Here is a 13,938-nt window from a genome sequence, read left to right as displayed (position 1 = left end):
CCGGGCTTTTTTTATTTTTATTGACAAGGGGTAACGAGGAAACTTGTATTTTAGACATCAATTCTTTTTCTGAACCGTAATGACAATCCTAGTCCTCTCCAGTCTCCTACTTATAGGTCTGATCCTTTTGCTTGCCGAGGTGCTGTTTGTCCCAGGAACTACGGTAGTTGGAATCTTTGGGCTTGCGGTGAGTTTGGCCGGGGTAGTCTATGCTTTCCTTAGCTTTGATGCAGAGGTAGCATGGTGGATCACTTCTATGGCAGTCATATTGAACCTCGCTGCTATTGTGTATGGATTTAGCTCTGGAGTTTGGAATCGTTTTTCACTGAAATCAGCCATGCAGGGCGGAGCTTTTGATGGACGGACTGAGGCTTTGCAAATAGGAATGTCCGGCATAACGATCTCCGACCTTAAGCCTGTGGGCAAAGCAAGTTTTGAGGACGTAGTGTATGAAGTGAAATCTGAAAATGGTTTTATTCCTGTAGGAACTGATGTGATTATTATCAAAATCGAAAACAACAAAATTTTAGTAAAATAATATGGAGAATCTAGATCCGAGCAGTTCAATGTTCATCCTAGTGGCTGCGGTCGCAGGAATAGTCCTACTTTTCATCTTCTTGTACTTTGTTCCGGTTAATCTCTGGATCACTGCCCAATTTTCAAATGTGAGGGTTGGGATAGGTGAACTCATAGGAATGAGAATAAGAAAAGTACCGCCAAGTATTATTGTTAATTCATTGATCACAGCTACCAAAGCTGGGCTTGAATTGACTACCAATGACTTGGAAACTCATTATATGGCGGGAGGGAATATCCCCAATGTGATCAGGGCTTTGATATCTGCCGACAAAGCAAATATTAACCTGACGTTCAAACAGGCTACCGCAATTGACTTGGCGGGAAGAGACGTGTTTGAAGCAGTGCAGATTTCTGTAAATCCAAAAGTGATCAATACGCCAAATGTAGCTGCTGTAGCTGCGGACGGTATACAGCTGATCGCAAAAGCCAGAGTAACTGTTCGTGCCAATATCGCCCAGCTGGTAGGTGGAGCGGGAGAAGAGACTATCCTGGCCAGAGTAGGTGAGGGGATTGTGACTTCTATCGGTTCTGCGGCTACACACAAGAGCGTATTGGAAAATCCGGATAAAATATCAAAACTGGTTCTACAGAGAGGATTGGATGCGGGAACTGCCTTTGAAATTCTTTCGATTGATATCGCTGATATCGATGTGGGAACAAATATCGGTGCCAAACTACAAATCGATCAGGCATCTGCCGATCTGAAAGTAGCGGAAGCTAGGGCAGAAGAGAGACGTGCGATGGCTGTGGCACTAGAGCAGGAGATGAAAGCGAGAAATGTGGAAATGAGGGCTAAAGTCATAGAAGCCGAAGCAGAGGTTCCACGGGCTTTGGCAGAAGCTTTCCGAAGCGGTAGACTGGGTGTGATGGATTACTACAAAATGGAAAATATCCAATCAGACACTTCCATGCGCGAATCGATAGCCAACTCGGACACAGACTCGAAAGATTCCTCCAAAGGGAAAAACGAGAAAAAATAAGAAAAGGGGCTCAGGCCCCTTTTTTGTTTTTCTTTGTTGGTTCTTCCGCAGCTTGAACCACAGTAGGAATATAGCTGCTTTTAGTGAAAATCTGCTCATTTGCCCAATCGACCAAGATTTTTTCATAAGCCAGAGGAAGAATGATCTCGCCTGTTTCGTTGATCACGCCTGTAAGCCCATTCTTTTGGACTATAACAAAATTCTTTCTTTCTCTTCTCAGGCTTTCAAATTCCGTAGGGATGACTTCGACGCCATTGCTATCCAAAAGCCCTGCTTTGCCTGATTTTTCTACCATGAAATACCCGTCACCGGTACGGTAGATAGTATCAAATCCTTCAGGATTCACAGTAGCGCCACTACTGTTCAGCAGGTAGAATTTTCCGGCGCTTTTGGCGATTGCAATTCCTTTTTGAAAAGGCTTGATTTCATCGTAATGGGCTGTATTGATCAAGTCTCCGGAAGCACTTATTAACCCCCAGTTTTGCGTGGCTCGATAGGCAGCAATTTTATCAGAAAACATGGTTATTTCTGCATATTGGGCTGGAATTACCCAAGTTCCTGCTGAATTCACAACGCCAAAAGCTCCTTTTGATTTAGCAGGGAAAAGGCCTTCGTTGCCAAATTTGATCTCTTCTACGCCTAGCATAGGCCGAACTAACCAACCTTTCTTTCCCAATAAACCGATTTTCGAATCCCGAAAATGAACCGTGTATAAGTCTTTTCCGATTTTATCGACGGCAGTCATACCTACATCATCAAGTAAAATACCGTCATCTTCCATTACACGACGGAGTTTTCCATGAATATATTCCAGCATGATATCATTCTCAAAAGTGATCTTGTGAAATGAGTTATAACGGATGTTTGATTTGATATCATTCCCTTCGATCAGTAAATACTGCTCTTGGTTATAGCCATAATAGAAATTGCCGTGCGTATGCTGCAGCGTGTCTATGATAGGGTCAAGTACATAATCACCTTCCCGATTGATCAGCCCATAGCCGGTTGCTTCCTTGGCCAAAACGAATTCACCCTCGTTATCGGCAAGTAGTTCAAACGTTTTATCGGGATTAGTTGATAAAGGCAAAGAATATTCATTCCCTTTTCGGATGATTACCAGACCTGTATTTGTGATCTTAGCTTCATCCAATTCGCCCATGTATATGGTTTTGTTTTTTCCGCGCTGGTATAGCCAGTATTCATTTCCCTTGCTCGCCAAAAGTAAGTTGAAGTAGGTCTGTATCTTTTCATACTCCAGCGGCAATACCTGTTGCCCGTATTCATGGAATGCACCGATGCCATCAGGCCCTTTGACAAGAATCCAAGGCTCAGTGTATTGGTAGATCTCGGTTCCGACCAGTGAAACTGCCGGTCTAAGATCACTGGACAATAATGAGAGTCCGCTTCCCGTCTTTCCTATTCTGACTGTCTCGCTGAGAAGATCGATTTCATCGTAAATCAATCGGGACTGGAGCTGGATTTTGGTGTCGTACACTTCCCATGATTGACTTTGGGCAGTCTCAGAAATAAAAAAAGTAAGTGTGAGACCGACGAGTAGCGTAAAATTTTTATTCATTTAACTATTGGTTATTCAGAAAGGTGATAAAGGTAAAATGACCAAAGGTTTGATTCAATCCTTTGGTCATTTTTATTAGTGGGGGTAGTGCTTATTACTCTGTTTTTACTTTCTCCAGATCAAATAAGTCTGAAATAATTTGGATCATTTCCTCCGCTTGATCACGCTGGCATGCTGCCCGAAGTTGTACCACGGGAACTTTGAGGATTTTCTGCATCATACTCTTGGTGATTTTATCGATCACCGCGTATTCTTTTTGGTCGGTATTTTTTGTAAATCTCGCCATTTCTTCCTGACGGATCTGCTCCAGGGATTGCTTGAGTTTGTTGATAGTGGGAGAGGCAATCATTTCCTTTTTCCAGTCGAAAAACTCTTTAATGCTTTCTTCGATTATTTCTTCCACCTTAGGCACTGAAGCCAGCCGTTTTTCCAAGGTTTCGGAAGCTTTGCTGCGAATGTTATCCACATTATAAAGCACTACTCCCGGCACATCCTCTACTGTAGTTTCTATGCTTCGGGGAACGGAGAGATCCACAAGCAATTTGTAACTGTTGATCCGGAATTTTTTAACCAATTCCTTCGTGATAAATGGTTCAGAGCGCTGAATAGAGCAAACAATCACATCTGCCTCCTCCATAGCCTCCAGACAATTTTCAAAAGGAACTACCTCAAAACCCATTTCTGCAGCGATAGATTCTGCTTTGCTATCGGTTCTATTGGTAATTTTGACTTTTGCGCTTGGGAGGTGTACCATGTTTTTGGCTACATCTTCACCTATCTCCCCAACCCCAATCAGTAGGATCCTAGGCTCGAAAGTATTCGAAGTCAAGCTTTCGATCAATTCAATTGCCGCATAGGACAAAGATGCCGCTCCATCCCTAAAGGCAGTTTCCTGCACGATGCGCTTATTGGTGAAAAAGATCGTATGCATCAATCTGTGAAGGAAGGGACCTGTCATATTCAAGTCGGCAGAGGCTTGATAAGCTCTTTTTACCTGATTGGAAATCTGGATATCACCTACCACCTGAGCTTCCAATCCCATAGAAACTCTGAACAAATGCCTGATTACAGCTCTATCATCATTCAAAATCTCAAAATACTCTAGGAAATTAACGATGTCAGTCAGCCCTTTTTCAAGACCTATCAATTTAATTATCTCAGTGCTGATATCCTGATCATGGCTGTAATACACTTCCGTCCGGTTACAGGTAGAAAGTATCAAAGCATCGTTTAGGCTAAAAAAGTCTTTGATTTTCAGTAAGATACTGTGTACGGCTTTCTCGTCCAGAGAAATAATTTCCCGGATTTGTACTGGTGCATTTTTATGTGATAAACTGAGTGCTCTAAATTTGACTTGCATCATGCTTAAGCTTGGACTGCAAATTTAACAGACAATGACACCGGAAGTGTCCATTTTGGGTAGGTATCCTGTAATTTGTAATCTGTCTAAATAACTGTTTGTCTTTATACTGCAATACTAAGGAGTTTAGGTTTCTCAATCCAATACTATTATCTTATAGGCTATTGATATATTCTATCACTTTTTTTAGAGCACTATGTGGGCTAGAATTTTTTATTGGCTAAAAGTTTATCTGGGATTCTCAGGAAAAGAATCGCGTGGATTTGTGCTTCTAATCCCCGTATTACTTCTTCTTGTTATCTCCAAAGACGTTTTGCGAGAGCTCAGAAAAGCAAAGTCAGGGGATTTTCACACCTACTATTTAGCAACTATAGATAGCCTTGAATTAGCGGGGATTGCTCTTGTCAGTTCGCCTTTTCCTGTCTTTAATCCTCATGATACAATTGTAAATAAATCAGATTCAAAACAGCTTGATAATCTCAACCGTATCCTCTTTTCTGAAGCAGATTCGGTAACACTGCAAATCGTCCCCGGAATAGGTGAGAGTACAGCGGGTAGGATTGTGAAGTTTAGAGAAAGTCTAGGTGGGCTTCATAGCAAAAGTCAGCTTAATGAAGTTTATGGATTGAAACCCGAAACAATCGGGAAAATTTGGGAATATTTTGACTTTTCACCTGCGATTTTCAAAAAAGTAGAAATCAATCAAATTGAAGTGGAGGAATTGGCAAAACATCCATACATCAGATACGCGGAGGCGAAAGTTTTAATCGCTTATCGAAAGCAGCATGGGTATTTTCGCTCGTCGGATGACCTCAGACAAATCAAGATTTTCAAGCAAGAATGGATTGATAAAATCACGCCATACATCGATTTTCAATAGTTCTACTATTTCATTTGTCCCAATTGAGCTATTTTACCCATCTTTGAAGCATGGATTCTCATCTGGACCAGATTCAACTACCCACACTTAATTTGCCGCATTTCGACCCGCAGCTTAAGGAGAAGGACGGGAAGCTTTGGATTTTTGACTCACTTCGCAAAAAACAGTTGGTTTTGACTCCCGAGGAATGGGTCAGGCAGCACTGGATTAATTTCCTGATCTCTCAACTTAAATTCCCCAAAGGCCTTGTGGCACTGGAAAAAGGTTTAATTTACAATAAACTTATCAAGAGAACGGATCTTGTAGTTTGGGATAAAGGAGGCAGTCCATACCTGCTGGTAGAATGTAAAGCCCCCAAAGTCAAACTTACCCAGAAAACCATCGAACAGGCTTGCATGTATCATAAGGAATTGAAAACGCCATTCCTTGTCATCAGTAATGGATTGCAACATATTTGCCTAAGTTTTGACCCTGCAGCGGAGAAGTTTACCCAAGAGAAAAGTTTCCCCGAACCTCCTGTTTAAATCCTATGTTGTAAATTTATACCTGAGATTTGTCTCAAAGTAACCTGAAATTATTCCAACTGAGTATGTCCAAGACCTCTTCCATTCACCCGTGTGATCTTTGTGCCAGTCGTAAGCTTTCTATGCTTTCTGATCTTACAGAGGAGCAGGCATGTAATATTTCGGATAATAAAAATATGATTTCACACCGAAAAGGACAGGTGCTCTATTACGAGGAATCTAAGCCACAGGGTGTTTTTTGCGTAAATGAGGGCGTGATCAAAATCTTCAAAACAGCTTCCAACGGCAAAGAACAAATTATGCACCTTTCGAAGAAAGGTGACCTGCTGGGATATTCTGCATTGCTGGGAGAGGAAAATTACACCAATTCCGCGATGGTGATTGAGGACGCCAAGATTTGCTTTATTCCTAAAGAAACTTTTCTGAAGGCATTGGTGAGCAATGGACCTTTTTTCAGAAGACTAACCAAGGCGCTCAGTCATGAAATCGGAGTGATGGAAGAGAAACTAGTAGATGCTTCGCAAAAGAGCATTCGGGAACGTTTGGCCTATCTGCTTTTACAGTTGGCAAATTCCTATGGACTGGACGGTGCAGGCCCCCAACAGATTGACGTGGTGCTGAGCCGGGAAGAAATAGCAAGCCTAATAGGTACTGCAACAGAGTCTGTTATCAGGCTTTTGTCGGAATTCAAGAAGGATAAACTTATAGAGTTAAAAGGCAAGAAAATCGTTGTGTTGAATAAGGAAGGACTGGTGAAGCTTTCTGATTTTTATGCTTAAGTTGAACATAGCTGCCTATATTGGGGTTAAAGTGATATGAAGTCTTTCCTTGACAAATACATTGTTGCGCTTTTACCAATATTCGCATTTTTCATTTTTTCAGGTAATGTAGAAGCCCAATCGCTTGCCTACAAGGCTTTACTTTCCACCCTTTATGATGCTGATTTTCCTGTTCTGAAACCTTCTCAAGTGACTGATTTGAGCAACTATCAAGTATTGGATACCCGGGAAAAGGACGAGTTTGAAGTCAGTCATCTCAAGGATGCTGAATGGGTTGGTTACGATACCTTTTCTCTGGATAATATAGCTTCATTCGATAAGGAGCAACCGGTTTTGGTGTATTGCACGGTGGGGGCAAGGTCTCAGAATATTGGCAAAAAACTTAAAGATGCAGGGTTCAAAGAAGTTTATAATCTGTACGGAGGTCTGATCGGATGGGTAAATGAAGATAAACCGATTTATCAGGGCAGATCTCCTACAAAGAAAGTCCATACCTATTCCCAATCCTGGGGCATCTGGCTGACAAAAGGGGAAAAGGTTTTTTAATATTCCCTTTTATGATTATCCGCAATGATGCCAGTAGACTCCTTTTCTTCGGTATAATGGACGGAAGACCGATGACAGAAGACCGAAGCTGCCTACAAACTATAATCCACCAAATCCTATGTTGCTTTTTCTTCCTTACTGGCAGAAAGGAGGATATATATCATTTTTATTCTTCCAGATGATCAGTCCTTATTATGTGTATCCGCTTAACTGCACATTTATTGTATTCTTGGAATTAATTCTAGAAGTCCAAATTTGGCAATTCCCCCTTTCTAAAAGGGGGTTAGGGGGATTTTCCACTTTAAAACCAGACATAATTCTTATTTCTCTACATCTTTATCCGGCATAGGACCGTACATCTATCCTAAACACATCCCATGAGAATCCCAAAAATCCATATCATACTTTTGCTTAGTGTTATTCTTTTCAGCTGTCATGGCCCGGTTCCGGGAATGGCCGAAACTACACCCCCAAGTCACAAGGCCTGGAATGAATTGCTCCAAGCAAATGTCAGCTCGGACGGAACGGTTAATTACAAAGGATTTATCAAAGAAAAAGCGAAGCTGGAAACTTACCTCAATAGCTTGAGTGAGAATGCTCCTGATCGTAAAACATGGTCAAAAGATGAACAGTTGGCTTATTGGATCAATGCATACAATGCCTTTACGGTGAAATTAATCGTGGATAATTATCCCGTGGAAAGTATCAAAGACCTTGGACCAAAGCTGAAGATTCCTTTGATCAAAGATGTATGGCATTACAAATTTTTCAAAATAGGAGGGCAGGAATCCAGTTTGGATGAGATTGAGCATTCGATCTTGAGAAAGGAATTTGAAGAGCCCCGAATTCACTTTGCCATCAATTGCGCATCGGTTTCCTGCCCACCTTTGCTCAATGAAGCTTTCGAAGCCACTACGATCGAGGAGCAACTGCATAAGGTTGCCAGCCGTTTTATAAATGATCAAAGCAGGAATAAAATCTCGCCCGAGTCGGCCCAAGTCTCTTCTATTTTCTCTTGGTTCAAAGGGGATTTTACCAAAAATGGCAGCTTAATAGACTTTCTGAATAAGTATAGCAAGACAAAAATCAAGGGGAATGCGAAGATTTCCTTTTTGGATTATGATTGGAATTTGAACGAATAGACTCAAGTTTTCGGTAAATTTCCAATTGTGCCCCCATCAATACCCATTTCAATGAACTCAAATCGCCATGTGGTCATTATCGGCAACGGAATAGCAGGTGTGACCTGCGCCAGACAGCTAAGAAAGCTGGATGAAAAGGTCAGGATAACGCTGGTTTCAGGAGAATCAAAATACTTTTTTTCCAGAACCGCACTCATGTATGTCTTCATGGGGCATATGAAATTTGAACATACCCAGCCTTATGAGAATTGGTTTTGGGATAAAAACAGAATAGAACTGAAAGAAGGCTGGGTGAAATCAATTGACTTCGCTGCCAAAAATCTGCTTTTCCAATCCGGAGAGGATATGAGCTACGATGAACTGGTGCTCGCTACAGGTTCCAAGCCGAATAAATTTGGCTGGGCAGGTGAGGATCTACAAGGTGTTCAGGGATTGTATTCCAAGCAGGATCTTGAACTTATGGAGAAAAACACCCAAGAGGGAGTGAAGCGGGCTGTAATTGTGGGTGGAGGATTGATCGGAATAGAGATGGCGGAAATGCTTGCTTATAAGAAGATTCCCGTGACTATCCTTGTTCGGGAAAAAGGATTTTGGGGAAATATCCTGCCAAAGGAAGAGTCCGGGTTGGTTGGAAGACATATTAGAGAGCACCACATTGATTTGCGCTTAAACGAGGAATTGGAAGAGATCATCTCTGATCCGAATGCCCGAGTGAAAGCAGTCAAGACGAAATCAGGAGAGGAGATCCAATGCCAGTTTGTAGGGCTTACTGCTGGTGTGACTCCCAATATTGATTTTCTCAGAAAAACAGAATTAGAAGTTAATAGAGGAGTAAAGGTTGATTTTGGTTTCCGGACCAACATTAAGGATGTATATTCTATTGGAGATTGTGCAGAGTTTCACGAAGCGCCGGCATCGGACCGCAAGCATGTAGAGCAGGTTTGGTACACAGGAAGAATGCAGGGAGAAACCTTGGGACATATTTTGGCAGGTCATAACGTGACCTACCAACCGGGTGTTTGGTTTAATTCAGCCAAATTTCTGGATATAGAATACCAGACTTATGGGCATGTTCCTGCAAGATGGGATACTGGGCAAGTGAAATCTTTCTATTGGGAGCATCCGGTTGGAAAAGTGGCTTTTCGTATGCTGATGGACTTAAACGGTCGGATCCTTGGAGTGAATAATTTTGGTTTTCGACTGAGACACGAATTTTTTGATCAGGCAATCCGAGAGGGATGGGATGGAGACCGAGTCATTTCCAAACTGGACAAAGCCAACTTCGACCCAGAGTTTTTTGCTCCTTATTATATAGCTATTCAACAGGCTTTTAAAAATCAATTTGGAGGAGATTTCACCATTTCCAAGAAGACATTTATCCAAAAACTATTCGGAGCAAGCGTATGAAATCGAGCATGACGAAGACTACACACAACATGTCCCGAACTTGCTTCGGGAGAGTGATGATTAATAAACATGCGAGATTCCATGTGGCCTATAAAAATCAAATTATATACACATGAAGTTTATTCAAAGTATAGGGATTCTGTTGTTTTTGGTGGGTTTGGCAGTATTTACTGTAATGCCTTTCTTAGGCAATTATACACTGACCGAAGAATTGGTTCTGGCCAGTACCAAGGAGATCCACCAGGAGAAAATGGCTGAGATTCTTGCTCCAATGTATGGTGAAACGTATTCTTCCAATTTCTCATTTATCTCTGCTTTCAATGAAAATTTTAATTCTTACAATAATGCACTAAAGGAAGAATCCAAGTGGGACGAGGTGATCTGGGATGATTACAGCTTTCCACTTGCGCAAAGTTCGCTCAGTAGCCCCGTCCGCGATCATCCTTGGCTTTTCTTGGGACTATCAATAGGTTTAGCGGTTTTGGGTGGATTGATGTACAATCTGCCAAAGCATAAAAGCGAACCTGAAGGAATCAAAAACAACGGAATTTACCACTCTTCCATGAAGAACCGTGGCTGGATGGGAATGGTCACAGGGGCTTACCTGATACTTTTCTACATTATTTTGTACTGGTTTCCGGCCTATATCGTAAATCAGGTTTGGATGGTGACCCCATTGAGTATGATCCTTAGTGGCAATCCTGCCAGTCAGTGGTTTCTTTACGGCACGATCTATACCATTGCGATTGCTGTGATGGGCGTTCGGATGTTCCGCAAATACAGAGGAAATAAGTATCAGCAGTTGCGAACAGCTTCGGTGATGTTTTTTCAAACGGCTTTCGCATTTCTGATTCCCGAGATTCTCGTATTGCTCAATCAGCCCTATTATGATTTCAAAAATATCTGGCCGCTCGATTACGATTTTTTCTACGATTATCAGATTGATACGTTCTTGAGTGCCGGTGGAGTAGGGATGTTTATGTTGATCTGGGGGATTCTGCTCATCATTATAGCAGTTCCGGTTTTTACTTATTTTTATGGGAAAAGATGGTATTGCTCCTGGGTGTGTGGCTGTGGCGGCTTGGCAGAGACGGTGGGGGATCCTTACCGTCAGCTTTCGGACAAGTCTTTGAAAGCCTGGAAATATGAGCGTGTAATTGTCCACAGTGTATTGGTGCTGGCAGTAGTGATGACTGCCGTGACTATAGCCAATTACTTTTCCGGCTTTGCGCTTTTGGGAGATGTCACAAACCAATTACATTCGTTCTACGGTTTTGCGATTGGGTCGGTGTTCGCAGGAGTGGTCGGTACCGGCTTTTATCCCTTTATGGGCAATCGCGTGTGGTGTAGGTTTGGATGCCCCCTGGCAGCCTATCTTGGCATCGTGCAGCGTTTCAAATCACGGTTCAGAATCACCACGAATGGAGGCCAGTGTATTTCCTGCGGCAATTGCTCCACCTATTGTGAAATGGGGATAGACGTTCGTTGGTATGCACAGCGGGGGCAGGAAATCGTAAGAGCCAGCTGTGTGGGTTGTGGAGTCTGTTCTGCCGTATGTCCGCGTGGAGTGCTGAAATTGGAAAATGGTCCCGAACAAAACCGAATCAATGAAATGCCAATAATCATTGGAAATGATTCCATCAAGATAAATGCCTAAATGATCTTATTATATCTTTTGATTGGGATTTATGCCCTGGGAATGCTGTTTATTTTTGTTTACAGTCTTGCTCAAGGGCATTTGCTTTTAAGGTTTCTTGGTGCAAAAAAATCGCTGGAACAGGTGTCTCATGTTTCACCTGAAGTTTGGCCAAAAGTCACTGTTCAGCTACCAATCTATAATGAACTTTACGTTGTAGATCGTTTGATAGAGGCAGTTTCCCAAATAAATTATCCCTTGGAATTACTGGAAATCCAGGTACTGGATGACAGCACAGATCAGACCACCAAGTTGATCCAAAGGAAAATCCTTGAGTTTCCTGAAATCAATTTCAAATACATTCATCGTTCTGACAGATCAGGCTTTAAGGCGGGTGCATTAAAGGAAGGTTTGGCAAAAGCCAACGGAGAATTTATCGCAATTTTCGATGCGGATTTTGTTCCTGATCCTGATTTTTTGCTGAAAACCATTCCTTATTTCTCTTCGGCCAAAGTCGGAATGGTCCAGACCCGCTGGACACATTTAAACAAAAACTATTCGCTGCTTACACGCTTACAGGCTTTTGCGCTGGATGCACATTTTCTGATCGAACAGATCGGGAGAAACAGCCAGCATGCATTTATCAATTTCAATGGAACCGGTGGTATTTGGAGAAAGGCCTGTATTGTCGATGCGGGAAATTGGCAGGATGATACATTGACAGAGGATCTGGATTTGAGCTACCGTGCCCAGCGCAGAGGATGGGAGTTTGTCTATAGACCGGAAATAGAATCCCCGGCGGAGCTTCCTCCGATTATGTCGGCAGTGAAGTCCCAACAATTTCGCTGGACCAAAGGAGGCGCAGAATGCGCAGTAAAACATGCCAAAGCGGTTTTAAGAGAAAATCTTCCGTTTTCTACTAAATTTCACGCGATGGCCCATCTCTTCAACAGCAGTATTTTTATAGCTATTTTACAGGTCAGTCTGAGTAGTATAGGCGTGTGGTGGGCAGGAACGCAAGGCATGATTTCAGCGAATCTGTTCAAAATTTCGGGACTGTTTATGATCGGGTTTGTGATCATTGCAGGTGTGTATTTGGTTGCGTATTTCTATGGAAAGAGAAGTTTTTGGAGAAGTTTTATTCAAGCCATCTATATGTTGCCATTATTCCTGTCGGTGTCTATGGGTCTGGGCTTGCACAATGCCCAGGCAGTTTGGAAAGGGCTTTCCGGTAAAAAATCGCCCTTTATCCGCACTCCAAAATTTAATCTGGAAAGTGGTTCCGGTCTGGAAACAAATCGTTACCTCAAGTTCAAAATCCCGGTTACCACCTGGATGGAAGGGGTATTGATGCTGGTGTTTTCAGGTATGGTAGCACTCCATATTTACTTGGGTACTTTCGAAATGTTGCCCTTTCATCTCATGCTCGCCGTAGGGTATGGGTTGGTTTTCTTTTCATCATTCAAAGCCTATAGTTTGGGCAAATAACTTTCGATGCATAATCCACCAATTGTTGATGTAATCATTCCTGCCTACAATGAGGAAAAGTCCATCCCAAAGGTAATTGGGGATATTCCATCCCTTGTCCGAAACGTAATAGTAGCAAATAACAACTCTACAGACAGCACAGGAAAAGTAGCGGAAGCGGCTGGCGCAAAAGTGGTTTTTGAACCTCAGAAAGGTTATGGAAAAGCATGCCTGACTGCGATGGACTGGATCAAAAAGCAGGAAACCCAACCGGATATTGTGGTCTTTCTGGATGGCGATTACAGTGATTATCCTGAAGAATTGCCGGATTTGATTCGGCCTATTTTGGATCTAAAAGCAGAGCTGGTGATTGGATCCAGAGCCTTGGGAGAGCGGGAATCGGGCTCTATGACTTTTCCGCAGGTATTTGGAAATTGGCTGGCAACTACCATGATGAAGTATATGCAGGGAGCTAAATTCTCTGATTTGGGCCCATTTCGGGCAATTGTTTGGGCCAAATTGCTTGAATTGAATATGGTAGATCAGAACTTTGGTTGGACGATAGAGATGCAGATTAAAGCACATAAGGCTGGACTTCGGTACACGGAAGTTCCGGTGAATTATCGAAAGCGGATAGGTGTTTCGAAAGTAAGTGGAACGGTTAAGGGAGTTTTCGGAGCGGGATATAAGATTATTTATACGATTTTCAAGTATTGGTAATTTTTAGAATCAAGAAGCTAGAACCATGATTCGTCATTTCGATAAGCGAGACAGGAGTGAAGAAGCAATTTCTTACGTTAGGATTAAGTAACAAGAGTCAAGAGTCAAGAAGCAAGAACCATGATTCGTCATTGCGATAAGCGAGGTAGGAGCGAAGAAGCAATCTCTTACGTTAGAATCAAGTAGCAAGTAGCAAGAGACGGGAGTCTAGTAACAAAACCTGCGAACTCCCCCTTGGATTGATTAGTTTGACTCGTCCTGAATTGAGTTTACACAAAGTAAACTACTATGAAACGACAAAAAGAAAAAAAAACAAGGGGCATAGGATCTCTGAGTTGGGCA

General features: G+C 42.3%; 13 protein-coding genes. 11 read left to right on the top strand and 2 right to left on the bottom strand.

The genetic code is table 11. The annotated features are described in order from the left end of the window. The first annotated feature begins 79 nt into the window (after nt 1–79). Entirely contained in the window at nt 80–538 is a 459-nt protein-coding gene (locus tag J2X69_RS19530) for an NfeD family protein (protein WP_310107146.1), read from the top strand. A gap of 1 nt (nt 539) precedes the next feature. Further along, nucleotides 540–1,559, top strand: coding sequence for a flotillin-like protein FloA (floA, locus tag J2X69_RS19525; protein WP_310107144.1), 1,020 nt, complete (start codon nt 540–542; stop codon nt 1,557–1,559). Between the two features lie 10 nt (nt 1,560–1,569). Here floA and J2X69_RS19520 read toward each other — a convergent pair whose 3' ends face one another. Both J2X69_RS19520 and hemA read right to left on the bottom strand, forming a co-directional pair. Next, nucleotides 1,570–3,135 carry a WG repeat-containing protein gene (locus J2X69_RS19520; RefSeq protein ID WP_310107143.1) on the bottom strand — a complete coding sequence of 522 codons (1,566 nt, stop codon included), beginning with the start codon at nt 3,133–3,135 and terminating at the stop codon, nt 1,570–1,572. Nucleotides 3,136–3,229: 94 nt separating this feature from the next. Beyond that, entirely contained in the window at nt 3,230–4,495 is a 1,266-nt protein-coding gene (hemA, locus tag J2X69_RS19515) for a glutamyl-tRNA reductase (RefSeq protein WP_310107268.1), read from the bottom strand. A 196-nt stretch (nt 4,496–4,691) separates the two neighbouring features. Here hemA and J2X69_RS19510 point away from each other — a divergent pair, with 196 nt between their 5' ends. From J2X69_RS19510 to J2X69_RS19470, 9 genes are all read left to right on the top strand, one after another. Further along, nucleotides 4,692–5,375 carry a helix-hairpin-helix domain-containing protein gene (locus J2X69_RS19510; protein WP_310107141.1) on the top strand — a complete coding sequence of 228 codons (684 nt, stop codon included), beginning with the start codon at nt 4,692–4,694 and terminating at the stop codon, nt 5,373–5,375. Nucleotides 5,376–5,425: 50 nt separating this feature from the next. Next, nucleotides 5,426–5,899 (top strand): type I restriction enzyme HsdR N-terminal domain-containing protein, encoded by a 474-nt coding sequence (locus J2X69_RS19505; protein ID WP_310107140.1) that lies wholly within the window; start codon nt 5,426–5,428, stop codon nt 5,897–5,899. Between the two features lie 65 nt (nt 5,900–5,964). Next, the gene (locus J2X69_RS19500; protein WP_310107137.1) at nt 5,965–6,678 is read left to right on the top strand and encodes a Crp/Fnr family transcriptional regulator; all 714 of its coding nucleotides are present in this window, start codon (nt 5,965–5,967) and stop codon (nt 6,676–6,678) included. Nucleotides 6,679–6,714: 36 nt separating this feature from the next. Next, entirely contained in the window at nt 6,715–7,224 is a 510-nt protein-coding gene (locus J2X69_RS19495) for a rhodanese-like domain-containing protein (protein WP_310107136.1), read from the top strand. Between the two features lie 377 nt (nt 7,225–7,601). Next, entirely contained in the window at nt 7,602–8,366 is a 765-nt protein-coding gene (locus J2X69_RS19490; RefSeq protein ID WP_310107134.1) for a DUF547 domain-containing protein, read from the top strand. 51 nt (nt 8,367–8,417) lie between these two features. Next, complete coding sequence (locus J2X69_RS19485; protein ID WP_310107132.1) at nt 8,418–9,773, top strand: FAD/NAD(P)-binding oxidoreductase; 1,356 nt, start codon at nt 8,418–8,420, stop codon at nt 9,771–9,773. A 112-nt stretch (nt 9,774–9,885) separates the two neighbouring features. Then, nucleotides 9,886–11,430, top strand: a complete 1,545-nt coding sequence (locus tag J2X69_RS19480) for a 4Fe-4S binding protein (protein WP_310107129.1) — start codon at nt 9,886–9,888, stop codon at nt 11,428–11,430. Next, nucleotides 11,431–12,897, top strand: a complete 1,467-nt coding sequence (locus J2X69_RS19475; RefSeq protein ID WP_310107127.1) for a glycosyltransferase family 2 protein — start codon at nt 11,431–11,433, stop codon at nt 12,895–12,897. It begins immediately after the preceding gene. 6 nt (nt 12,898–12,903) lie between these two features. Beyond that, on the top strand, nt 12,904–13,596 hold the full coding sequence (locus J2X69_RS19470) for a glycosyltransferase family 2 protein (RefSeq protein WP_310107124.1): 693 nt from the start codon (nt 12,904–12,906) through the stop codon (nt 13,594–13,596). The last annotated feature ends 342 nt before the right edge of the window (nt 13,597–13,938 follow it).

This window comes from Algoriphagus sp. 4150 (genome assembly GCF_031457395.1).
In the GTDB taxonomy this organism is placed as follows: Bacteria; Bacteroidota; Bacteroidia; order Cytophagales; family Cyclobacteriaceae; genus Algoriphagus.
Note: the sequence above shows the minus strand (reverse complement) of the source record. Positions and strands in the feature narration are given on the sequence as shown.